The 19,091-nt window shown below is 49.2% G+C and carries 28 protein-coding genes and 1 tRNA gene; 21 read left to right on the top strand and 8 right to left on the bottom strand.

Going from position 1 to position 19,091, the window contains the following annotated elements; translation table 11 throughout:
• The first annotated feature begins 25 nt into the window (after positions 1-25).
• Genes AC2UZI_RS08420 through AC2UZI_RS08410 form a run of 3 tightly spaced genes read left to right on the top strand, consistent with a single transcriptional unit; the run spans position 26 to position 1,617 of the window.
• Positions 26-817: a hypothetical protein gene (locus AC2UZI_RS08420; protein ID WP_486943360.1), complete on the top strand. Its 792-nt coding sequence runs from the start codon at positions 26-28 to the stop codon at positions 815-817.
• A 55-nt stretch (positions 818-872) separates the two neighbouring features.
• Positions 873-1,367: an SHOCT domain-containing protein gene (locus tag AC2UZI_RS08415; RefSeq protein ID WP_486943359.1), complete on the top strand. Its 495-nt coding sequence runs from the start codon at positions 873-875 to the stop codon at positions 1,365-1,367.
• A 19-nt stretch (positions 1,368-1,386) separates the two neighbouring features.
• On the top strand, positions 1,387-1,617 hold the full coding sequence (locus AC2UZI_RS08410; RefSeq protein WP_486943358.1) for a hypothetical protein: 231 nt from the start codon (positions 1,387-1,389) through the stop codon (positions 1,615-1,617).
• Positions 1,618-1,712: 95 nt separating this feature from the next.
• On the opposite strand, the gene AC2UZI_RS08405 is transcribed toward AC2UZI_RS08410, so the two are convergent.
• A complete protein-coding gene (locus AC2UZI_RS08405; protein ID WP_486943357.1) occupies positions 1,713-2,039 on the bottom strand; it encodes a helix-turn-helix domain-containing protein in 327 nt (108 codons plus the stop codon).
• On the bottom strand, positions 2,023-2,277 hold the full coding sequence (locus AC2UZI_RS08400) for a type II toxin-antitoxin system RelE family toxin (protein WP_486943356.1): 255 nt from the start codon (positions 2,275-2,277) through the stop codon (positions 2,023-2,025). The genes AC2UZI_RS08405 and AC2UZI_RS08400 overlap by 17 nt, the downstream gene beginning before the upstream one ends.
• 84 nt (positions 2,278-2,361) lie before the next feature.
• Between AC2UZI_RS08400 and AC2UZI_RS08395 the strand changes: the two genes are divergently transcribed.
• The 10 genes from AC2UZI_RS08395 (at position 2,362) to AC2UZI_RS08350 (ending at position 10,175) form a co-directional block, all read left to right on the top strand.
• Positions 2,362-2,997: a phage baseplate protein gene (locus AC2UZI_RS08395; protein ID WP_486943355.1), complete on the top strand. Its 636-nt coding sequence runs from the start codon at positions 2,362-2,364 to the stop codon at positions 2,995-2,997.
• Positions 2,994-3,320, top strand: a complete 327-nt coding sequence (locus AC2UZI_RS08390) for a phage baseplate plug family protein (protein WP_486943354.1) — start codon at positions 2,994-2,996, stop codon at positions 3,318-3,320. The genes AC2UZI_RS08395 and AC2UZI_RS08390 overlap by 4 nt, the downstream gene beginning before the upstream one ends.
• A complete protein-coding gene (locus AC2UZI_RS08385; RefSeq protein WP_486943353.1) occupies positions 3,307-4,218 on the top strand; it encodes a phage protein in 912 nt (303 codons plus the stop codon). The genes AC2UZI_RS08390 and AC2UZI_RS08385 overlap by 14 nt, the downstream gene beginning before the upstream one ends.
• Positions 4,218-4,835: a Gp138 family membrane-puncturing spike protein gene (locus AC2UZI_RS08380; protein ID WP_486943352.1), complete on the top strand. Its 618-nt coding sequence runs from the start codon at positions 4,218-4,220 to the stop codon at positions 4,833-4,835. Before AC2UZI_RS08385 ends, AC2UZI_RS08380 begins: the two co-directional genes overlap by 1 nt.
• A complete protein-coding gene (locus tag AC2UZI_RS08375; RefSeq protein WP_486943351.1) occupies positions 4,832-5,194 on the top strand; it encodes a contractile injection system sheath initiator in 363 nt (120 codons plus the stop codon). The genes AC2UZI_RS08380 and AC2UZI_RS08375 overlap by 4 nt, the downstream gene beginning before the upstream one ends.
• An 11-nt stretch (positions 5,195-5,205) precedes the next feature.
• Entirely contained in the window at positions 5,206-6,657 is a 1,452-nt protein-coding gene (locus AC2UZI_RS08370) for a hypothetical protein (protein ID WP_486943350.1), read from the top strand.
• The gene (locus AC2UZI_RS08365; protein WP_486943349.1) at positions 6,657-7,313 is read left to right on the top strand and encodes a baseplate wedge 1 family protein; all 657 of its coding nucleotides are present in this window, start codon (positions 6,657-6,659) and stop codon (positions 7,311-7,313) included. The genes AC2UZI_RS08370 and AC2UZI_RS08365 overlap by 1 nt, the downstream gene beginning before the upstream one ends.
• Before the next feature lie 56 nt (positions 7,314-7,369).
• Positions 7,370-8,233 carry a hypothetical protein gene (locus AC2UZI_RS08360; RefSeq protein ID WP_486943348.1) on the top strand — a complete coding sequence of 288 codons (864 nt, stop codon included), beginning with the start codon at positions 7,370-7,372 and terminating at the stop codon, positions 8,231-8,233.
• Positions 8,234-8,450: 217 nt separating this feature from the next.
• Positions 8,451-8,759 carry a hypothetical protein gene (locus tag AC2UZI_RS08355; protein ID WP_486943347.1) on the top strand — a complete coding sequence of 103 codons (309 nt, stop codon included), beginning with the start codon at positions 8,451-8,453 and terminating at the stop codon, positions 8,757-8,759.
• Positions 8,760-9,566: 807 nt separating this feature from the next.
• Complete coding sequence (locus AC2UZI_RS08350; RefSeq protein WP_486943346.1) at positions 9,567-10,175, top strand: phage tail assembly chaperone; 609 nt, start codon at positions 9,567-9,569, stop codon at positions 10,173-10,175.
• Here the strand turns inward: AC2UZI_RS08350 and AC2UZI_RS08345 are convergent.
• Positions 10,085-11,164 (bottom strand): tyrosine-type recombinase/integrase, encoded by a 1,080-nt coding sequence (locus AC2UZI_RS08345; RefSeq protein WP_486943345.1) that lies wholly within the window; start codon positions 11,162-11,164, stop codon positions 10,085-10,087. The genes AC2UZI_RS08350 and AC2UZI_RS08345 overlap by 91 nt on opposite strands.
• A 23-nt stretch (positions 11,165-11,187) precedes the next feature.
• On the opposite strand from AC2UZI_RS08345, the gene AC2UZI_RS08340 reads away from it, so the two are divergent.
• The 5 genes from AC2UZI_RS08340 (at position 11,188) to lysC (ending at position 13,261) form a co-directional block, all read left to right on the top strand.
• On the top strand, positions 11,188-11,793 hold the full coding sequence (locus tag AC2UZI_RS08340; protein ID WP_486943344.1) for a DUF7338 family protein: 606 nt from the start codon (positions 11,188-11,190) through the stop codon (positions 11,791-11,793).
• Between the two features lie 275 nt (positions 11,794-12,068).
• On the top strand, positions 12,069-12,275 hold the full coding sequence (locus AC2UZI_RS08335) for a phage holin family protein (RefSeq protein ID WP_486943343.1): 207 nt from the start codon (positions 12,069-12,071) through the stop codon (positions 12,273-12,275).
• Positions 12,275-12,802, top strand: coding sequence for a lysozyme (locus AC2UZI_RS08330; protein WP_486943342.1), 528 nt, complete (start codon positions 12,275-12,277; stop codon positions 12,800-12,802). Before AC2UZI_RS08335 ends, AC2UZI_RS08330 begins: the two co-directional genes overlap by 1 nt.
• A complete protein-coding gene (locus AC2UZI_RS08325) occupies positions 12,781-13,122 on the top strand; it encodes a hypothetical protein (RefSeq protein WP_486943341.1) in 342 nt (113 codons plus the stop codon). The genes AC2UZI_RS08330 and AC2UZI_RS08325 overlap by 22 nt, the downstream gene beginning before the upstream one ends.
• The gene (gene lysC / locus AC2UZI_RS08320) at positions 13,064-13,261 is read left to right on the top strand and encodes an Rz1-like lysis system protein LysC (RefSeq protein ID WP_486943340.1); all 198 of its coding nucleotides are present in this window, start codon (positions 13,064-13,066) and stop codon (positions 13,259-13,261) included. The genes AC2UZI_RS08325 and lysC overlap by 59 nt, the downstream gene beginning before the upstream one ends.
• Positions 13,262-13,436: 175 nt before the next feature.
• Here the strand turns inward: lysC and AC2UZI_RS08315 are convergent, their stop codons facing one another.
• The 5 genes from AC2UZI_RS08315 to AC2UZI_RS08295 form a co-directional block, all read right to left on the bottom strand.
• Positions 13,437-13,730 (bottom strand): hypothetical protein, encoded by a 294-nt coding sequence (locus AC2UZI_RS08315; RefSeq protein WP_486943339.1) that lies wholly within the window; start codon positions 13,728-13,730, stop codon positions 13,437-13,439.
• 374 nt (positions 13,731-14,104) lie between these two features.
• Positions 14,105-14,299 carry a phage integrase central domain-containing protein gene (locus AC2UZI_RS08310; RefSeq protein WP_486943338.1) on the bottom strand — a complete coding sequence of 65 codons (195 nt, stop codon included), beginning with the start codon at positions 14,297-14,299 and terminating at the stop codon, positions 14,105-14,107.
• Between the two features lie 809 nt (positions 14,300-15,108).
• Positions 15,109-15,399: a TM2 domain-containing protein gene (locus tag AC2UZI_RS08305; RefSeq protein WP_486943337.1), complete on the bottom strand. Its 291-nt coding sequence runs from the start codon at positions 15,397-15,399 to the stop codon at positions 15,109-15,111.
• A gap of 108 nt (positions 15,400-15,507) precedes the next feature.
• Positions 15,508-15,855, bottom strand: a complete 348-nt coding sequence (locus tag AC2UZI_RS08300; protein ID WP_486943336.1) for a lysozyme inhibitor LprI family protein — start codon at positions 15,853-15,855, stop codon at positions 15,508-15,510.
• Between the two features lie 39 nt (positions 15,856-15,894).
• Positions 15,895-16,410, bottom strand: coding sequence for a DUF421 domain-containing protein (locus tag AC2UZI_RS08295; protein ID WP_486943335.1), 516 nt, complete (start codon positions 16,408-16,410; stop codon positions 15,895-15,897).
• A 250-nt stretch (positions 16,411-16,660) separates the two neighbouring features.
• Between AC2UZI_RS08295 and AC2UZI_RS08290 the strand changes: the two genes are divergently transcribed.
• The 3 genes from AC2UZI_RS08290 (at position 16,661) to AC2UZI_RS08280 (ending at position 18,950) form a co-directional block, all read left to right on the top strand.
• Positions 16,661-17,911 carry a DUF2254 domain-containing protein gene (locus AC2UZI_RS08290; protein ID WP_486943334.1) on the top strand — a complete coding sequence of 417 codons (1,251 nt, stop codon included), beginning with the start codon at positions 16,661-16,663 and terminating at the stop codon, positions 17,909-17,911.
• Positions 17,912-18,103: 192 nt separating this feature from the next.
• Positions 18,104-18,559: a hemerythrin domain-containing protein gene (locus AC2UZI_RS08285; RefSeq protein WP_486943333.1), complete on the top strand. Its 456-nt coding sequence runs from the start codon at positions 18,104-18,106 to the stop codon at positions 18,557-18,559.
• Positions 18,560-18,873: 314 nt separating this feature from the next.
• Positions 18,874-18,950: transfer RNA gene (locus tag AC2UZI_RS08280), tRNA-Met, on the top strand.
• Positions 18,951-19,091: the final 141 nt, after the last annotated feature.

Genomic DNA, 19,091 nt, shown 5'->3' with positions numbered 1-19,091 from the left:
GGTTTGAATTATAGGAGATGCGGTCATGCTGAGGGCGGTATTTGGAGTAATAAAGGCAGGAGCTCAGGGAGCCATGTTGAGTCGGCCGGAGCATATGCAGTATGCAGAGCTATTAGACGCAGCTGTCAGTGATGGTGTCTTGACGCAAGAAGAAATAAATGAGCTAGAAAGCGCAAGGGCTGCCGCAAAAGGGAGGCTCCCGGACAGAAAGAAAATGGCTGTTTTTCTTAAAATGAAAGATGCCATTCTCGAGGATGGAAGGGTGACAGCTGAAGAGCTCGAATCTGCAAAGTGGCTAGTATCAGCCTTGGGCTTACCGGAGACGCTAGCACGTAGAGAGCTAGCCAGTCTGGAAACGCTACGGCGAGCTTGTGCCATTTATGAAGGAAGCGCTGAGCCGATAGATGTTGGAGGGGTGAGACTTCAAAGAAATGAGGTTGCCTGTCTTAAAATGTCGGCCTCGCTTATGGGCGTTAAAAGGCGTAGGGTTTATGTGGGAGGAAGTCAGGGGTTTAGTTTTCGCATAGCAAAAGGGGTGTCTTATCGTGTTGGCGGCGTCAAAGGCCATGCTGAAACGGTAGAGGAAGATGTAGTTGAGGCTGACGGAGATTTGATCGTGACTACAAAGAGAGTGATTTTCGCCAGCTTGGAAAGGTCTTTTGCAATAGCGCTGGGTAAAATAATTAATGTGAGCCTATATGTGGATGGCGTAACTATCCATAGCGAATCTAGGCAGAAGCCATATTTTTTGCTTTTCCCAAACAATGACGGCGAACTTTTCGGGGCTGCATTAAGTTGGGCGGAAAGTCAGCATTAATGTGTTTTTACGTTGAGTTATAGTCTTTGCATTGTTCAGTTACGTAGGGGTGAGCATGAGTATTGCTGATGAGCTGAGAAAATTAGCTGACTTAAGGGGAGACGGACTGTTAACAGACGAGGAGTTCTTCAGCCAAAAGAAACGGCTTCTTTTTCAGGCTGGCGAAGTAGAGACCGTCGAGAGGGATGCCGCATTTTATGGTGCATCTGTTACTGCATGGCTTAATTATGGCTTAGAGCTTAATAAGCAATTATTACTTTTTTCTTCTGGGGGATTAGCGTTATTGCTTGGCCTTGTAAACAGTGATGGTTTTGAAGTTGGCTTTCCGAGCTTGTATTTCGTTTATATTTGTACCGTTAGCTATATGACTTGCATGGCTTCAGTGCTCGGTGAGTTTAAAATGAGTAGAATATATATTCAAAATATGGTCACTAATCGGCAAGAGCGGGATAGAAGCTTTGTTTTGACGCTACTAGGTAGACTGAGTGTCTCGTCTTTTATTGTTGGTACAATATGCCTTACGTCTTTTGTGATTGTTAAAATACATTAGTTTGCTTTTGAGGTGTGCCATGGCAGATAAAAAGTTTACTGTGAAAGGTTTTGCTCAAGATAGCGCTAACAATTTAAGAGTAATGATGCCTAGTTCCCTTGAGCAGAAAAGCGCCAATGGGTTACAATCATTAAGGCCTTCGCAGGGCTCTTTGGTTGGCAATAACGCGAACGGGTTAGCGGCGATGGCTCCCAAGGCGGTTGCGCAGAACGCCACACAAGCTTCGCTGCCAGAACCAACTAAAAAATAAATAGTTCGCGTCTTATTGCTGAGCGCATATAGCCATACGCAACAGCGTTTAAAGAGAATAAAAGCAAAGCGCCCTTGAGGCGCTTTTTTGTTGTGCTAAATATCAAGCTGTGCAGGTGATATCTCAAGTGCGGCGGCGATTCGCTCAATGCTAGCTTTGCGCAGTCGCTCACTGCTCTCTTGTTGAGCGTAGGCGGATTGGCTAACCCCAAGGCGAGCCGCGACGTCAGCCTGAGTTAAGCCTAGATGCTCACGCCAAGCACGGACAGGCGTAGCGCCATCCACAGTGCTACTAATCACAGCGTGAGGGATTAGGCCCTCATCTTTGGTGTGATTAGCGATGTACTCGTCGTAGGGAATGACGACAAAGGCAGGCGCCCCACTTGGGCCGTTAATAATTTGGATATTAGTAGGTGCGTTCATCACGTTTCCTCACTTCTTGGATTTCGATAATTTTCACTTCTATGCCCCAATCGAATAGGACGCGGTAATTTCCGATGCGCAAACGATAGTCATACTGGTGATTCGTCAGCGCTTTGATATTTTGGCAGTCTGGCATCTGAGCTAGGCTGCTGACTCCATCACGGATAGCGCTCTGATGTTGCCTATCTATCTTACGCAGCTGCTTGGCGGCTTTAGGAGTCCAGAATATCGAGTTCATGGCTCCATTATAAGTTAATTATAAGTTTATTCAAGAAATATAAGTTGTCGCCCGCGTAGTGCGGGCTTTTTTGTGGGCGGTCATATGGCATTTCTATCCTTACTATTCGCCTTAGATGGCCAACGGTCCATGATCGGCAGTCTAGCACTCGATGCTTTGTTAATTGAAGATACAGAGCTGACAGCGAACATCAGCGCCTATCCAGTTGAGGATGGGACTGTTATTTCTGACCACATAACACGTGAGCCTGAGCGTCTTTCTTTATCTGGCGTGGTGACAGGAGCAGGTGTAAGGCTGTTCAGCGCTGGTGGGCGATCAAAGCTTATCGAGGCCAAAGCCACACTTAGAGAGATTCACGCGCAACGCCTTCCTATCACAATCGTGACTGGCATGGACATTTATACCGATTATGCAATGTCTAATGCGAAGATTTCACGCACCAACGAGGGTGAGAAAATCACCTTGGATTGTGAGTTCCAAAAGATAGATAAGGCTCAACTGCGGCAAGCAGATTTACCGCCTGAAAAGGTTAAGCCCGGTGCTACAGGTAGCGGCAGTGGCGCACAAGGCAAGGCTGGTCAGACAGCAGCTAAAGGCGGCAAGGTTGATAGTGCAAATACCCCTAAAGCGAATCAAAGCACGTTGGATGAACTATTTAGCGGCAAAGTGAACGGTAACACTAGCAGGTCTGTGTTTGGAGGGGAGGTTGTAGCGACATGATTACTATCCCAATGCTGGACCAGAATAGCTTTGTGGTTGAAGCAAGCCTAGATGATCTGACCTACTTTTTGCGGTTTGACTGGAATAGCGAAGCGCAAATATGGGTAATGGGCATTTCTAACGCTAACAATGAGGCTGTATTGCAAGGTGTGGTTTTGCTTTCCAATATGCCCCTTTTAACGCAGTTCCGTCACTTAAGCGTCCCTGCCGGCGAGTTTATCGTTCTTGCAGAGGATCCTGAAATGGTTGTGGATCGGCATTGCTTCTTAAATGGTCACGCGACCCTTTATTACCTGTTGGAGGAAGAAGTTGCCTCGCTTTGATCGTCAATACAGGTTGCTTATCGGGCCAGCGGGTGAGCAGGGTGTGGAGATCCTGCCCCCACTGCGCATCACATTCGATATATCGAAGGACGCCTCTGAGAATCCCAATGAAATCAAAATTAGGATTTGGAACCTAAATCAGGAAACACGAGATTCGATTGTTGAGCCTGACAATGTGGCTGTTTTATACGCTGGGTATGGTGAGGAGGATGGTCCGTTATTAATTGCTTACGGTACCGTTCTCTATGGCTGGACGTACTTTGATGGGCCAGATGTCGTTACTGAGATCGATGTACTGGACGGCTTTGCTGAAATTAGAGACACAGTCGTCTCGTTAGGGTACGGTGCTGGCGCGAAGGCTCATGTGATTATTGCGGATATCGCAAGGCAGATGGGTTTGAGGCTCGTCATGTCCAATGATGTAGCTGATCGCGTGTGGCAGAACGGCTTTAGCTTCTACGGTGCCGCCCGTGTGGCACTACACAAGATAGTGCAGGGCACAGGGCTTGAATACTCAGTACAAAATGGTGAGCTGCAGATCATTCCTCGCCGAGGCACTACCAAGCGCCAAGGTTTCGTGCTGTCGGCAGACTCAGGGTTAATCGGGCATCCCGAACGTATGCGCAAAGGTGCACGTGAAAAGGCGCGGGTGAAAGACAAACGCACAGGCGATAACAAGAACATTGTTTCGGCCAGACAGCAAGTAGATGGATGGCGCGTTACTTCGCTCTTGCTGTCAACGCTAAATCCGGGCGATCTCGTAAAGCTTGAGTCACGCTCAGTTAATGACTGGTTTCGAGTTGAAAGCTTAAGGCATAACGGTGATGTGGGTGGTAGCGGCGATTTCACAACCGAGCTTGAGCTGGTCGAGCGAGATTCACCACAAGGGAATAGCTAATGAATGAGCTTATTAACGCAGCGCTTGCAGACATTAATGTCTGTCTGCCGGGCGAGATTATTTCTTATGACGGAACAACAGCCACTGTTAAGCCAGCTATTCCAAAACAGTTAGCTAACGGCGAAACGCTTCCAGCTCCTCAAATTGTCCGGGTACCGGTTTGTTGGCCAATTGCGGATGGTGGTCGAGCATTGATAACGGTGCCATTGAAGCCCGGAGATCCGGTGAAACTTAACTTCAGTCAACGCAGCTTAGAGAATTGGTTGTCTGGCTCCAATCAAGCGCCTGATGATCCTAGGCAATTTGATTTAACAGATTGTTTTGCGTCACCTGTTATGCGCCCCGGCATGTCGGCTGATACTGAGAACGTAACTGTGAAATATGGAGCGGGCGTTTTCAAAATCGCTCCTAGTGGAGATATGACGATTGATGCCCCAAGCCTGACTATCAATGCACCCACCACAGTTAATGGGCTTCTGACCTATACGCAAGGGATGGTCGGTAGCGGAGGTGAAAACACTGCTTCTATTACAGGTGATGTGGTTGCTAATGGAATTAGCCTAGTTCATCACAAACATCCCGGTGATAGTGGTGGCACCACAGGGGGGCCGATATGAGTTTTGATTTAAAGCTCAATAGATTGCACGACTTAGAGCTATCCAACAATAAAGACGCCATTTTGGTTGATGGCATTCAACGTATCGGTCAGCAGGTAAAGGTGACGTTGCTCACTTTTCTTGGCGAGTGGTTTCTTGATGAGACTTGGGGTGTTCCGTATCTCGAAAAAATACTAATTAAGTCGCCTAGCCGCGCTGAAATTGAAAACATCATTCGAGCAAAGGTGCGTGATGTACCCGGCGTTATGGCTGTGCCTCGCGTTGAGGTAGAGATTGATGCTGCTACACGGCAAGGGCGCATTACGCTACCAGACATTCAAACAATAGAGGGGCCAGTCTCGGTCTCTGTCACTAGATAGGATCTTTAAGCATGACAACTTACGGTGTGACTCCGGAGGGGTTCGTTCGTCCTCGTCTTCCTGAGATTCGAGTTGAAATCATCGAGGCTATGCGTTCTAACTTGCGCGCTAAGGGCCTGCCTAGTGATATTGAAACGCGTCCCGATTCAGTCATGGGGGTTTTGATCGACACCTTTGCAGATCGCGAAGCGGCGCTATGGGAAATGGGAGAGGGCGTTTATTACGCCATGTACCCCGGCTCCGCAGTGGGTGCATCGCTAGACAGAGCAGTCTCATTCTCAGGCGTACGTCGAATTGAAGCGGAAAAGTCTCGCGCCTATGTAGTAGCTTACGGTGTTCCCGGAACCGTTGTTCGTAGAGGTGCGCAGATTCGGCACCGTTCTACGCAAAACATTTGGGAAACTACTGCCGATGTGACGATTAGTGCCGCGGCTGCAGCTGATGTGCGTATTGTGCCTGTTATCCAGAACAACGCTACTTACACCATAACTATCGATGCAGAGGCATACAGCTATACCAGTGACGCTACGGGCACTATTGGCGAAATACTGACAGGGCTGATGGGAGCACTCTCAACGAGTGGGCTTCAAGTTTCCAGTGATGGCGCATCTATCCGCCTTGTATCGACGATGACGCTTGGAGTTAACGCTACTCTTTCAGCAAACCTGTCATTCTCAGATGTTGGTTCAGCGGTATTGGCTGAAACGATTGACGCAATACCAGAACTGGCCGATGTCGGTGATCTAGACACGATTATCACTCTAACTGACGGTTGGACTAGGGTTTCAAATTTACAAGTAGGCGCTGTGGGACGCCTTGAGGAAACAGATCAAGAGCTTCGTGCTAGATATCGGCTGGGGGTCTTTCGATTCGGAGCTGGAACGTTACCTAGCATTGGCCCAAACCTATTGAATGATGTGCCCGGCATCGTTGATATCAGGGTGTTTCAGAACAGCACGGATGCTGTAGATGCCGAGGGCCGCTTGCCACACAGTATCCATGTCATTGTCGATGGTGGCATCGATGATGATATTGCTGCAGCGATTTATAAATATAAAGGCGGTGGCATTGATACTAACGGCGCAATACATAAGGTGCTGTCTACGCCAGAGGGCTCACAAGAGATCTATTTTGACAGGCCCACGCCAGTCTACGTCTGGGTGAGAGCGGTAGTAACGCTCCTGCCGCCAGAGGAGCAGTCATTTCCTGCAGATGGTTTTGAACAAATTGCTGGTGCCATCCTACGCACCGGGCAAGCCCATGTTATTGGTCAGGACGTCCGCATCCAAAGGTTTTTCTGCTCCATTTATGAGACGCCCGGCATTGCTGAAGTTGATTTGTCGTTCGCTTACTCAACAGATCCCGATTATGTTCCTGTGCCAGCGGACTACGGTGCTGAAAACATTACGATTGAAGGCGTTGAAAAGGCCTTGTTTGATTCCAGCCGAATCGAGGTGACGTAATGAATTTAGACCAAGACCATGCCGATATTGCTTGGGGCAACTTTTTGGCGCAGTTTGGTGACTCACCGCGTTTAGAGTCCGTGGTGCGAGCGCTGTATGCCCCGTTGAATCATAAACAGCTAAAGGCTCTTTACGACGAGCGCTGGCTTGATACTGCTGTTGGAAAGCAGCTGGACGGTATTGGTGAAATTGTTGGCCAGCCTCGCGACATTGATGATGCATTGTATGTGCCGTTTTTCGGCTTTGAGGGCCAGCCTGATGTGATGGGCTTTGGAAGTGCTCGGTTTCGTCGGCAGTACGAGCCAGAGGTAGCTGGATCCACGCGCTTGCAAGACACAGAGTATCGCAAGATTTTGTATTGGAGGATTGGCTTAAATAATGGCCATGGCACGGCGCCCGAAATTGCAGCTTCGGTTAAAGCTATTTTCGATGCTTCGATTGTGCGTGTACGCGACATGGGAAACGCAAAGCTAGGGGTGTGGTTCAACTCTACACCCGATACAAACCCAGCTTTGCTTATCAATGCTGAACGCTGGGTGCCGGCACTCGCAGGTGTTGGAGTTGAGTTGTTAGCTAATACGGATGAAAAGCCCTTTGGATTTATTTCCCAAGGTTTGTTTGGTTTCGGTGAGGGCGTGCTTGCTCGATCTGCCTAGCAATGAGTTTTTAAGTTTATTAGCCACCTGAGGGTGGCTTTTTTTATGGGGTAAATATGGCTTCTGTCGATTTTTTCTCATCGTTCGGATACAAGTGGGGGCAAGATGGCTCCACGTATAACTGGGATGATGCTCAGTACAAGCAAGGCTGGGCCACAATCGGCTCGGTGCCTCCTTCAGTCGAGCAATTTAACCGTATTCATCAAATTGCTGATGAAAAGGCGAACTACCTTTTTGCTCACCTTCAACAAGCAGTGCTAGATGCAGGGCTTACTTTAACCCCGAGCGGAACTGACTCGCTGGCTAAGGCTATCCGAGCTCTGTCTTTACCCGTTTACGAGACAGTCCCTAGCTCGAATGTGGGGCCGATCATTTATGTTCTGCAGCGCCAGAGCATTTTGCAGTGGATGACCATCGGTAGCTGGACTGGGTATGCATCACCAAGAGTAGGGGAGGTCGAGTTTGGTTGGACGCCTAGCCCACTGCCTTGGCAAATTGATGCCACTGGTGGAGTGTTCAGCAAAACCGAATATGCGTCGCTGTATGCCCGTTTTCAGGCATCGGGGTTATTGGTACCTTCTGCATCGTGGGTAGCAGGGGAATACAAGATTTGCGATGTGAGTAGCACTGAGTTCCGCGCGCCAGATTTGCGTGATATGTTCCTGCGTTTTACTGGAACTGACGCTGACACTGCAAATGTGAGGCAGATGGGATCTACACAAAACCATGTGGCTTATATAGGGTCTGTACGTGTTCGTGGAAGCGTTACTGCAGCTAGCCATGGCAGCGGAGGAGAGCCCAGATTTCTACTACACAGCACGCCCGACTCGGAACTTAGCAGCGTGTACACAAACGTACAGGGCAACGGTAGCGAGACGAGGCCTGAGAACATTGCGCTTATCCCGTGTATTTACCGATAGATACGTGGGATAACAGCTGCATTTGATGGACGGGTTTCTTGGCCACCATATGCATATGTTTTAGGGACTCCTGCATTGGCTATTTCATTATAGTTAACTGTATTTATCCATAAGTCGTCAGGGAATACCACGGGGCTCCCCCCTGTCGCACTAGATTGAGTCATGAGATTATGTGAGTGCCTTTCTATAGTGGCAACTTGATAAGAACCCACGACGCGTGCATTTGCAGTTAAGTGTACGCGTCGCTGCAAATGCAAGAGAGCTAGGAAGTGAGCAACCTGACGCTATTCAACACCTTGAGGGTTCATTTGGAGGAGCCTCTGATGGCCTTGAGGCGGGAATCGTTTACGCCGTTAGCGGGGTTTTTGCTTCTTCTGAAACAGGCCTTCCAGCCATGGTTTATTCAACAGTTAATCCCAGCGTGATGCGAAATCGCCATGTGCTGTTTGATGCATCGCGAGTTGCACGCACTGCTGTTGAGACTAGATCGCTAAATACAGCCTTTTCACCCCGCATCTATCGATAGAGTCGAGGACAAAGAGATGCATTAAGTGTCCTTGTTTCTTTCGCAGTTCTTGGTGTGCCAAAGTCACCTATTGCAAGAACCAATTCGGCGCCTACGCCATTCGCGGCTTGGTTTACTGTTGTTTGTGAGCTCATGGCAGCCCCGTGTTGTGAACCTTGTGGGCTCCCAGTAGCACCGATCATATGCCTATGGCCTTGGAGCGCGTCATTTTGTCGACTGCCGAGCAACCTCACATTTGCAGTTAAACGTACATGGCGCTGCAAATGCGCGGGTGATAGGTAGTACACAAGATAATCGTCTCGGCACCCATAAGCACGATCAAATCCGGATTCAAGGATCAGTCAATCACGCGCTCTTTAATGGCAATCTTCAGGGCGGCTCTTCATCTCGATACGAAGTATTGCCTACAAACACAACCTCAAGCGGTCGGTGGGAAACCTCAACGACTGGCGATGGTATCGGCGCTGAAACCAGACCTGAAAACACGGCTTTATTGCCAAGAATTTATAGATGAACGCGAGGCGCTAAAGCTAAGTTTGAACCACGTGTTTCTATAGATGAGCGCGCAATTCTTGATGAATTGAAAGTTACACGAAGATACCTAAGAGCTCCACTTCCTTCGGCGACAATACCTACAGCCCCGCCTGTAGCGGCAAACACGCCTGATACTGCCGTTTCTGGGCTGTCGCTAACTGAGTAAACCGTACTGCCAAGACTGCCGTTGAGTAGCTGTAACGCATCCATTTGCTTACTCGCTATGTGTCTTTCATTTGCAGTTATAACGACATTTTTTATAGGAAATTGATTATGAAGTCTTTCCAGACCGACAGTGCTGGAGTATTCCAGTACGAACAAGAAACGACAACGGCTCCTTTTGGGGCCGTTTTTGTATCCCCACCAGAAGCGCCTGAAGGCCGAGTGGCTAAGTGGGTAACTGATTTAGAACGTGTGTCGCTTGATTACGGTCAGGAGGGCACCGGTCAATGGCAAGTGATCGATGATCATCGCAAGGCTGAGCTTTACTTAACGAGTGATGGCCAGCAATACACCATTGGCACTGAAGTTAATGGCGATAAGTATGATGGTTTAGGCGAGACTCCTAGTTGGCTGACAACACAAGCTTCTCCCGGCCAGTTTTATGAGTGGCAGGATGGAAGTTGGGTGCTGAATGAGCAGGCTAAGCGTGAAGCTAACGAGGCCTCAGAACGCGCTTGGCGAGATCATCAAATTGCATCCGTTGAATGGCTGCGTAACCGTCATCGTGACGAGCTTGAACAGGAGCTAGAGCCTACGTTGACTGAAGCGCAATATGTTGAGCTGCAGACTTACATACAAGCACTCAGAGATTGGCCAGCCGATGAAGCGTTCCCCGATTCAGAAGGGCGGCCGCTAAAGCCAGTATGGGTAGGGCAGTAACCCGAGCGCAGCCTGAGTAGTTGCTTTCTACCCAGTAGAGAGCGGGTAAGCTTGCGCGCTAACTCCCAGCCTCTCGGGTGGTAGTACCGAAGCAGCATCTTCGTTGAGTTGTGGCCTGTTATTTTGGCAAGCTCGTGGGCGGCATAAACCGTTGCGAGTCGTGATGTTCCTTCGTGTCGCAAGTCGTGAAGGCGTAGGTCGCTGAAGTAGTGCTCTTTAGGGCGTCGGTTATGCGCCTTGCAAAGCTTTTCATAGAGCCGCTTGGCGCGATCGCGAGCTCGTATAAAAGCACGGGTAACGGATCCCGGCTGCATCTCGAATATGGGGCCGCGCAAAGGTTTGCCGGCGAGCCACTTTCTTAAAGCTTCACGCGCTACGGGTGTGAGCGGTACGTCCCGTGATTGACCGTTCTTGGTATCTCGTAATCGTACGACGCTATGCATCAGGTCAACGTCTTGGCGTTGGATACCCACAATTTCTGAGCGCCGCATACAGGTTTCAACAGCCAGCACCAGAATCGTGGGCAACTCTTTAGATCGGGTAGCTTTGATAATCCACTCTAGCTCGTGAGCGGGGCATTCCTCTGTAGATATTCCTCTTAGCTTAATTCGCTCAAATAGACGCCGATCACGCGCATCGTCGACGGTAGGCCTGCTTACTAGCTGAACGGGGTTGGCCAGCATTGTGAAGTCCCATTCTTTACGGGCAACAGTAAATAGGTGCGATAGGAGTGCCAGCCGCCGGACAACGGTCGCTGGCTTTCTGTTTTGTAGCCACTCATCCCTTAGTCGCTTTAGGTCAGTGTGCCGAATTCTGTTAAGCGTTCGGTTGGCCAAGAAGGTATTGCGCCAGCACTTCATGATTGATAGCTCTTGAGTGGCGCTTTTCTTAAATCGCGAAACCTCCTGCTCATAGCGCGTGAAGGCTTCAGTCAGGGTGGGATAGGTTTTTCTTCGGGGTTGCATCCCTCGACGAGTAAAAAAGTTCATTTTCTTAAAACGGAGACAAAACCGTGATTGTTACATCGTTGAAGTTTCTTATCTCGGCCTGTCGATGGCTGCTCAGTGCCGTGATAGTCTGGCTAGCCAAAATAGCTGCATGGATACTGGCCCCGCTTGGGGCCTTATTCTTTTATTACGAAGGAGGGCGAGAGTACCTAATGAGCCCGTGGCGGTGGATGACTACGCACGATGCGCCGGTTGATGAATGGTGGCTGGGAGGTTATGGCAAAGACTCATGGCTAAGGCGAACCTTTGGTCAGGGTGATTATGAAACCAAAGCTCTTCTTAGGTGGTGGTGTCGGGTTTTATGGATTTGGCGCAATTCAGCGTACCAAGTGGCTCACTGGCTGGGTTACGACCAGCGAGGCATGAGGCTTCTGTACATCCGTGATGAAGGCGCGAAGTGGGATAGCGGCGTAGGTAACCTTTCATTCTGGCTGGCAGAGAATGAACGTGGCCAAGTCGGTTGGATGCTCCAGTGGCAGTGGTACTGGTGGGGCCAGCGCTGCTTAGAGGTATATCTTGGCTGGAAGCTATTCCGCACGGATCCAGATCAACGCTGCATGGCAGCTACACGAATCTCGCCTTTTCGTAAGTATGAGATCCGTTCAGTTTAGACCTGTTAATGATAAGTGTTATCACTGAGTACGAATTCATTAAATGACAGCTTTGGTATCATTGGGTAATAACTGACACCTTTTCGAGTGCTTTCATGGTTGAGTACTTGCAACTCTGCCCGCCGTACTTAATTGCGGTTGGAATTATTTTAATTATCGTATTGCTGCTGACAGCCAGACGTTAGGTGCTGTGCTGTTGGTTTTCTAGGCCCCCTCTAAGCAGGGGGCTTTTTTACGTCTACACGGAGGCTGCTATGCCCCACAGGAGCATCAAATTGAATTCAGAAATTGCATCCGAAGCCATTAAAGCTGCACCTCCAGTGACTGTTACGGCAACAGCGCTGGCAGGAGGGATAAGCCTAAATAACGTCATCGGTGCAGCCACCTTAATTTATATCGTGCTTCAGGCTGGCTATCTCATTTGGAAGTGGCGTCGTGACATTAAGCGTGAGCGCGAAGCGCAGCAATGTGGAGCAGAGTAATGAAAAAGCGGTTAGTGAAGTACTTCTTTGTGGGAGGGGCTGCTGTTTTAGCTGGTAGCCCCGTTGTTATGTCTTTCTTGGAGCGATGGGAGGGGAGTAATCAGTACGTTGTGTACGCTGACGAGCTCGCGGGTGGCCTGCCTACGGTTTGCAAAGGGATTACTAAGCATACAAGCCCTTATCCGGTTGTGGTCGGTGAGCGTTGGTCTAAGCAGAAATGCGATGAAGTTGAGCAGCAGGTAGTGCTTGAGACGCAACGGGCGCTTCAGCAATGCATCAACGTGGCGGTGCCTCAAAGTGTGTTTGAAGCTCTAACTAGCCATGCGCATAACTTTGGCTGGCCAAGCACCTGCAGCAGTGAGTCAGTTAAGGCCGTTAATGCAGGTGAGCTCGAGCGCGGCTGTGAGCTACTGGCTTATAAGCCTGATGGCACACCTAACTGGTCGCATGCAGGAGGGCGATACATCCAAGGTCTGCATAATCGACGAAAAGCGGAGCGAGAGCTATGTCTATCCGATCTGCAATAACAGGGGCTGCTATTTTGGCAGCCCTTTTTCTTTGTGTGTGGGGTTATGGCAAGCACCAGTACAAGCAGGGCGTTAGTGATACAGAAATAGCCGCTCGCCTTGAGGCGTTTGCTCAGTACCAGCTTGATGTCGAGCGCATGGCCGAAGCCTCATGGGATCTGCACAACATCATTACGGAATTACAGTATGCAAAACCTAAAGTTATCACCCAATACCGTGACAGGATTATTCAAGCACCTTTGCCTGATATTTGTCGTATTGATGATGGCCGGCTGCGCGGGATACAGTCAGCCATCGAAGCGGCCACCGCTACCCGCTAATCTTGCTGTGCCATGCCTAGATATACCAGTGTTTGATTCGGATAGTTGGGATGATCTAGCAGAAGCCTACATTGATCTAGTATTTTTGTATGGTGAGTGCAAGGCACGACATAAGGCGGTGGTCAGCTTCCTCCGCTAAAGCGTGACAAAAATCCTGTCACGTAAAGGGAACTAAACGGAATATATAGCACTCATCTGTAGTTAACTATATCGCTAATTTCCTTAAGTTGTCCTAAAGATTAAGGCTTAAGCTCCGCAGCAGGTGCAATCTCGATCGCCCCAGCAGTGTCTAAAGTCCCCTAGTGGCTGCAGGTTTATCGCTCAAGTCTAATTTCAAACCAAGCCTCTGATTCGCCTAGTTCACGGAAACCATCTTGCTGGGCACGGGTAGCGGCAGCGATCCAACGCTTAACTAAAGTGATTTCTTCATCGGATAGCTCTGTCTCAGCGGTTTCTTCAGCTGTTTGCCAAGCGCGGTACGCTTCGATGACCTCTTCTTCGGTGCCGAGGGCGCGCTCAAGGGTACGCTGGAACCGATATTCTGCTTCAGCTTTAGCTCGTTCGGTGATGCCTGAGGGGGCATCTTGCAGGGAGATTGTGTAGCTCATAATTGCCCTTAATGCTGTGTAAATAAACAGTATTTTCGGGTGTGTTTATCCGGCAGTCAACTTTAGTGTTGTAACTATCGGGTTTGAGCTACAGTATTAAGGGAGCGATGGGGCGAGTGGGCGATTAAACGATGACTAAATCTTTTGGGGGCATAAATGGGGGCATGAGCGAGATAGCAAGAACATAGAGTGCTTATAGATCAATAGATTACAGCGACACCCTCGTTTCAGTACTGCCTACCAGAATACCTACACAGAGTTCCTCACTCTGCCACGAAAAGCCGCACCAGTTAATGGTTTGCGGCTTTTTTGTTGCTCAGATTTCCACACGCCACCACAGCCTTACATGGACGCCCGTTCGCGTAAAAACTGTCTTAGTCCTTGAGTAACATCGGCTTGGACCATCCCGATTCGACAACCATAACAAACATCATGCCAACGGTATCTAAAACTCGTATGGCCATTTCCAGAGCGCCACGCTGTTCTACCCGCTTTACAGCATCTGAAATCATTTTGCCGGTAATGGTTGTCATTGGTCGAGCGCCCAGCAGGATTTGAACCTGCAACACTCGGTGTAGAAGGCCGGTGCTCTATCCGTTGAACTATGGGTGCGAAAAAATGTTCAATTCAACAAGCTTCGTATAAAAACATACCTAACTCATAGGAATGTGCGTGGCAATATGACCGTCTAATATGGGTATGAATCTTAAAAAGTACATTTGTCCTGAGTGCGGCTCTCGTCATACGCAGCGCTGCGAAATGGTGTATCAGCAAGGGGTTAGTACCGGGTTTAAGGGTGAGACTCGTATTTCGGCTCTAGCCCAACGCGCCGCCCCGCCGGTTAACCCGCGTCAAAATCTATTTTGGTCGGTATTGAGCCTAGCGACTGCTTCGTTGCTTGTGCTTGTTTTCTCCTTAACGACGATTATGGTTTTCTTGTATGAGGGCTTAACAACGAATTTTATGTTGTTCATAGCAATACTCTCGCTATCGCTTTATTTGTTGATGAGAGCGATTAAAAGCATGAAAATGAAAACAAACGCAGAGGCAAGGCGAGAGTACGAGAGCGACTTGGCTTTATATGAGCGCCTCTGGCTTTGCAGAGATTGTGGTCATATATTCGAAGCTTCGAGTGTGCGAGCTTAGTGATGCCTCGGACGGGTGGCCGTTGCTCCAATCTAAAGCCTAGGTTGAACTTAGGCGATTTCTCGGGCGAGGACCCATTGGTAGCAGTGGTGCGCCGGCTGGCGCTAACTGTCTTGGGCTTGCAGGGAGGCACTTCCCAAAGTGAGAAAAGCGGCCAGAGTGAGGTTTAAAACTTTGCTCATTCTGCTTTTATATCTACACATCAAGCTCGCCTATGGATGAAATTGTTTAGTCAGAGCGGCAGCACACCATTGTTTGATAGCGTGGTAGCCAGCAAAGTGTTTCTGTTACGGATCCAGCCGGGAATGAGGAAGGCGTCGACGAGTACCCAAATCCCTACAATCGCCAATAAAAATAGTCCTATGCCTACCATTGAGAGGAGGAGTCCTAGTAGGGTCAGCGCCAAAATAGCAATAGCACTACCGGTTTTGCCAGCATAAAAGCGATGGCCTCCGAGCCCGCCAAGGAAAAACCAAAGAAGATATGTCACGCCAACACTTTTCTTGTTTGCGTCGTAAAGCATTGCCTGCGTGGCTCCGTTATTTGTACTCACGTTAACTCTCACATTTACAAATTAAATAATAATTTTTGTTACTACACGTTTAAACAAAAAGGCCCGAAGGCCATAAGCTTATTGGGGAATAGGGCAAGATAAATCACCCTCTTCACAAGCTGCGTAGTATTCCAAATCTTTTACGCGCTTCTCGGTCATCTCAGTAAGGCAAAGCCCCATAATCATAGGATATATACTACCGCCAGTCACTGTAGATGCTCTAAGGGCACATTCAGAATCACGAAAGCGTAACCAATCTCGTTGCGCCTGAACTAACAACTTCTTGGTGTCAGGGTCGTCATTTAGCTTCTTGGTGATGACTTGGTAAGACTTGTTTAATTTAGCGTCAGCCTCTTGGTAGCTGTCATCTGCAAGCGGCCCAGTTGAAAAGGACATGACAATCGCTACAAATATTAAATGCTTCATGCTGTTTCCTTATGCGTTACAGGTAAATATGGACGAAGCTTAACTTTCTCGGTGTTTTACATCATGAAGGATAGGTAAAGGCTTGCCCTTGGTTTTCTTCAGTACGCTAATGCTGCCATCCGATTCTTGTACGGCAGCAGAGATTTCGTACAAGCCTGGTATCCCCTGAGATCGTACTGCAGCGTAGATGTCAGCCTTTGTCACACGCTGATCAAGCATTGCTTTTTCAAGAAAGTGCCCCTCAAAGTACAAGAGAGTAGGCTCGGCTTTAACTATTGATTCTATAAATTTCCATCTCACTGAAGACCATGTGAGTAGATACTGAAGACTCAGCAGAAGAGCGAATGCAACGACTCCTTCTGCTAACGCCACATCTTTTGTTAATAGGACTGTAGCGAGAACTGAGCCTAGCGCGATTGTCACTATGAGATCAAAGGCGTTCATTTTGGATAAAGCTCTCTTACCTGAAGTCCGTAACATCAGGATGAGGGCCGTATAAGCGAGCATGCCCACCACAGCCACACGCGCTAGGCTAAACCAGTCATTGAAAAACATAAGCTTCTCCTTGCTAGACGCTTATACGATAACGTACTGAGCAAAGTTGCGCCTATAGGATTTGCATAAGCTTCAGTCGAGATATGGGGTTTTTTTTGTCAGAAGGGAGTGCATCCCGCTAAGCGGGAGGCTTGCTCTCTTTGCGAAACTTCTGCAGATTCTCTAGACTACCTTCTGTTACGACAAGCGGCAGTGGATACGCGATCAGGGCCTTCTGCTTGTCAGGCCTAACAAGTGGAGGGTAGTGGATATGTCACGTTGGCGCTGGCTTTTGTCGCAACTGACGCGGAAATTGTGGTTGAGAACCTCAATCTACGCACTCTTGGGCGTTGTTACTGCGATTCTAGCAATCGCGACGGAGTATGTACTGCCGTGGGAATTACCTGCTTTAGGTGCAGATGCTGTAGATAGCCTGCTCAATATCATCGCGTCGTCAATGCTGGCCGTCACGACATTCTCCCTTTCGGCGATGACTTCGGCGTACTCGGCCGCTACCAGCAATGTCACGCCGCGAGCTACTAGTCTGATGATGGAAGATAAGGTGACGCAGGGAGTTCTTTCGACATTCGTCGGTTCCTTTATTTTTGCCATCGTAGGCATCATCGTGCTACGGACAGGCGCTTACGGCCCAAGTGGGCGGACAGTCTTGTTTTGCGTGACTGTGGCCGTGGTTTTCCTGATCGTACTTAATCTATTGCGGTGGATTGACCACATCACGCGGTTTGGGCGGGTGGGAGAAACGACCGATCGAGTAGAAGCGGCCACGCGCAAGGCGCTGGAGGAGCGACTGGGCTTACCTTATCTTGGCGGTGTCCCGTTGATGTCCGCCGAGGAGGAGATTCCCGCTGATGCGCTTGTCGTTGGGGCTGGGCAAATCGGCTACCTCCAGCATATAGACATGGTTGCATTGTCGGAGATCTCCGAGGAGCAGGACTGCGAGATATATGTGCTACACAATCCTGGCACCTTCTTTTCAATCGACACTCCGCTGGCATGGCTGCGCTGTGCCGCTAGTGGTGACGAGATTCAGAGGGTTAGGGAGGCGATGCATAGTGCTTTTATCATTGGAGATACGCGCAGTTTTGATCAGGATCCGCGTTTTGGCCTTGCAGTCATGAGTGAGATAGGATCGCGCGCGCTTTCACCTGCGACGAATGATCCCGGCACCGCGATCGATGTGATCGGGCGAAGCATGAGGCTTCTCGCATTCTGGGCAAAAGGTCCGGATGAGTCACAGCCTATGTATCCTCGAGTCTATGTTGCGCCGCTGGACGATAGTGATTTATTTGAGGATGCCTTCATGCTGATGGCGCGAGACGGGGCGGGGTTAATCGAGGTGCAATTGCGGTTGCAGAAATGCCTTGGTGCGTTGTCGCGCATAGGATCGGAGGAGTTTCGCGCTAGCGCTCGGCATCAGGCGAAGCTCTCTTGCGCCAGAGGTGAGGCAGCGCTTGAGTTTTCAGCTGACCGTGAACGATTGATAGAAGCGGCGCGCGGATAGGTGCCCGCTAACAAGATATTTATACGTTAGTAATCTAGCACTCCAAACAGATTGTCTATGTCTATCGAAAGATACTCCCCGCGTTCTGTTTTTGATGGGCTTAAGCGTAATTTGCTGTGTCGCGACAGGCGTGACGGATCTCAGAGTTTGTCCTAGACTGATAAACATATCAATCCAACATGTGAGGGTGGTATGAGGACGATTTACGATGCATTACGTGAAAGTCATGAAATCCAAAGGTCCCTCTGTAGGAATCTGGTGCGCGTAAAGCCAGAAAGTGGAAAACGGGAAGCTATTTTGGAAGAACTGCGCATTGAGCTGGCCGCGCACGCTGCATCGGAAGAGCGGTTTCTGTACGCGCCTATTCTGATGGATGATATGGGTCTGAGTCCTTCCAGACATGCACTCGCCGAACATCACGAAATTGATGAATGTGTGGAAGAGCTGATGCAAGCAGATTATGACGGCGGCAGCTGGCTAGCCACGGCCAAAAACCTGTCACAGCTTGTTCATCATCACCTTAAGGAAGAGGAAACGAAGTTTTTCCAGGCCTCAGGAAAGATTCTTACCGAGGCGCAAAAGCTGAAACTGGCTAGCCAGTACGATAAAGATTACTTGAGAATGAAGGACGTTCTGGCGATCAAATAAAGGCGTGTTGGTGCGCTCTCTTGGAGGCAGGAAGTGAGTGTAGAGCCGGAACGATGACACTGTTTATTGATGTATTGGCCTCGGCCTATGGCCTTGTGGTCTTGGGCGGCGTGATCGTGGGGCTTCTAGTGATCTGGTGGGGAATGCGGGTACGGACCAGAGTAAAGTAATAGGTTCGAGTATCAAGTATGCGTTTACCTATCTTGACGGCGAGCCGATTAGCCCCTATAATCTTTTTTGTCGATACAGTCATTCGCTGCATTGATAACAATTTCTAAACCTCGCTTCCGCGACGGGGTTTTTATTTGGTCAGACGCGGGATGGAGCAGCATGGTAGCTCGTCGGGCTCATAACCCGAAGGTCGTAGGTTCAAATCCTGCTCCCGCAACCAGAATATCACCCCAGCATGAGAAATCTTGCTGGGGTTTTATTTTGTCCGCTCGCTTCGAGTAAGCAGTCATCCGCTTAACTGCCATTGCTCGACAGCAGATAAGTCGGATGTGCAGGTCGTTCACGTTTAGTTGTCACACTA

Source organism: Paenalcaligenes sp. DL 463 (assembly GCF_057475185.1).
This window is presented reverse-complemented; position numbering and strand designations above follow the sequence as displayed.

Excerpts from the sequence above, each read along its gene's own strand:
- AC2UZI_RS08420 (WP_486943360.1), top strand. The coding sequence starts at position 26 with ATGCTGAGGGCGGTATTTGGAGTAATAAAGGCAGGAGCTCAGGGAGCC.
- AC2UZI_RS08415 (WP_486943359.1), top strand. The coding sequence starts at position 873 with ATGAGTATTGCTGATGAGCTGAGAAAATTAGCTGACTTAAGGGGAGAC.
- AC2UZI_RS08410 (WP_486943358.1), top strand. The coding sequence starts at position 1,387 with ATGGCAGATAAAAAGTTTACTGTGAAAGGTTTTGCTCAAGATAGCGCT.
- AC2UZI_RS08405 (WP_486943357.1), bottom strand. The coding sequence starts at position 2,039 with ATGAACGCACCTACTAATATCCAAATTATTAACGGCCCAAGTGGGGCG.
- AC2UZI_RS08400 (WP_486943356.1), bottom strand. The coding sequence starts at position 2,277 with ATGAACTCGATATTCTGGACTCCTAAAGCCGCCAAGCAGCTGCGTAAG.
- AC2UZI_RS08395 (WP_486943355.1), top strand. The coding sequence starts at position 2,362 with ATGGCATTTCTATCCTTACTATTCGCCTTAGATGGCCAACGGTCCATG.
- AC2UZI_RS08390 (WP_486943354.1), top strand. The coding sequence starts at position 2,994 with ATGATTACTATCCCAATGCTGGACCAGAATAGCTTTGTGGTTGAAGCA.
- AC2UZI_RS08380 (WP_486943352.1), top strand. The coding sequence starts at position 4,218 with ATGAATGAGCTTATTAACGCAGCGCTTGCAGACATTAATGTCTGTCTG.
- AC2UZI_RS08375 (WP_486943351.1), top strand. The coding sequence starts at position 4,832 with ATGAGTTTTGATTTAAAGCTCAATAGATTGCACGACTTAGAGCTATCC.
- AC2UZI_RS08370 (WP_486943350.1), top strand. The coding sequence starts at position 5,206 with ATGACAACTTACGGTGTGACTCCGGAGGGGTTCGTTCGTCCTCGTCTT.
- AC2UZI_RS08365 (WP_486943349.1), top strand. The coding sequence starts at position 6,657 with ATGAATTTAGACCAAGACCATGCCGATATTGCTTGGGGCAACTTTTTG.
- AC2UZI_RS08360 (WP_486943348.1), top strand. The coding sequence starts at position 7,370 with ATGGCTTCTGTCGATTTTTTCTCATCGTTCGGATACAAGTGGGGGCAA.
- AC2UZI_RS08350 (WP_486943346.1), top strand. The coding sequence starts at position 9,567 with ATGAAGTCTTTCCAGACCGACAGTGCTGGAGTATTCCAGTACGAACAA.
- AC2UZI_RS08345 (WP_486943345.1), bottom strand. The coding sequence starts at position 11,164 with ATGAACTTTTTTACTCGTCGAGGGATGCAACCCCGAAGAAAAACCTAT.
- AC2UZI_RS08330 (WP_486943342.1), top strand. The coding sequence starts at position 12,275 with ATGAAAAAGCGGTTAGTGAAGTACTTCTTTGTGGGAGGGGCTGCTGTT.
- AC2UZI_RS08325 (WP_486943341.1), top strand. The coding sequence starts at position 12,781 with ATGTCTATCCGATCTGCAATAACAGGGGCTGCTATTTTGGCAGCCCTT.
- lysC (WP_486943340.1), top strand. The coding sequence starts at position 13,064 with ATGATGGCCGGCTGCGCGGGATACAGTCAGCCATCGAAGCGGCCACCG.
- AC2UZI_RS08315 (WP_486943339.1), bottom strand. The coding sequence starts at position 13,730 with ATGAGCTACACAATCTCCCTGCAAGATGCCCCCTCAGGCATCACCGAA.
- AC2UZI_RS08305 (WP_486943337.1), bottom strand. The coding sequence starts at position 15,399 with ATGCTTTACGACGCAAACAAGAAAAGTGTTGGCGTGACATATCTTCTT.
- AC2UZI_RS08300 (WP_486943336.1), bottom strand. The coding sequence starts at position 15,855 with ATGAAGCATTTAATATTTGTAGCGATTGTCATGTCCTTTTCAACTGGG.
- AC2UZI_RS08295 (WP_486943335.1), bottom strand. The coding sequence starts at position 16,410 with ATGTTTTTCAATGACTGGTTTAGCCTAGCGCGTGTGGCTGTGGTGGGC.
- AC2UZI_RS08290 (WP_486943334.1), top strand. The coding sequence starts at position 16,661 with ATGTCACGTTGGCGCTGGCTTTTGTCGCAACTGACGCGGAAATTGTGG.
- AC2UZI_RS08285 (WP_486943333.1), top strand. The coding sequence starts at position 18,104 with ATGAGGACGATTTACGATGCATTACGTGAAAGTCATGAAATCCAAAGG.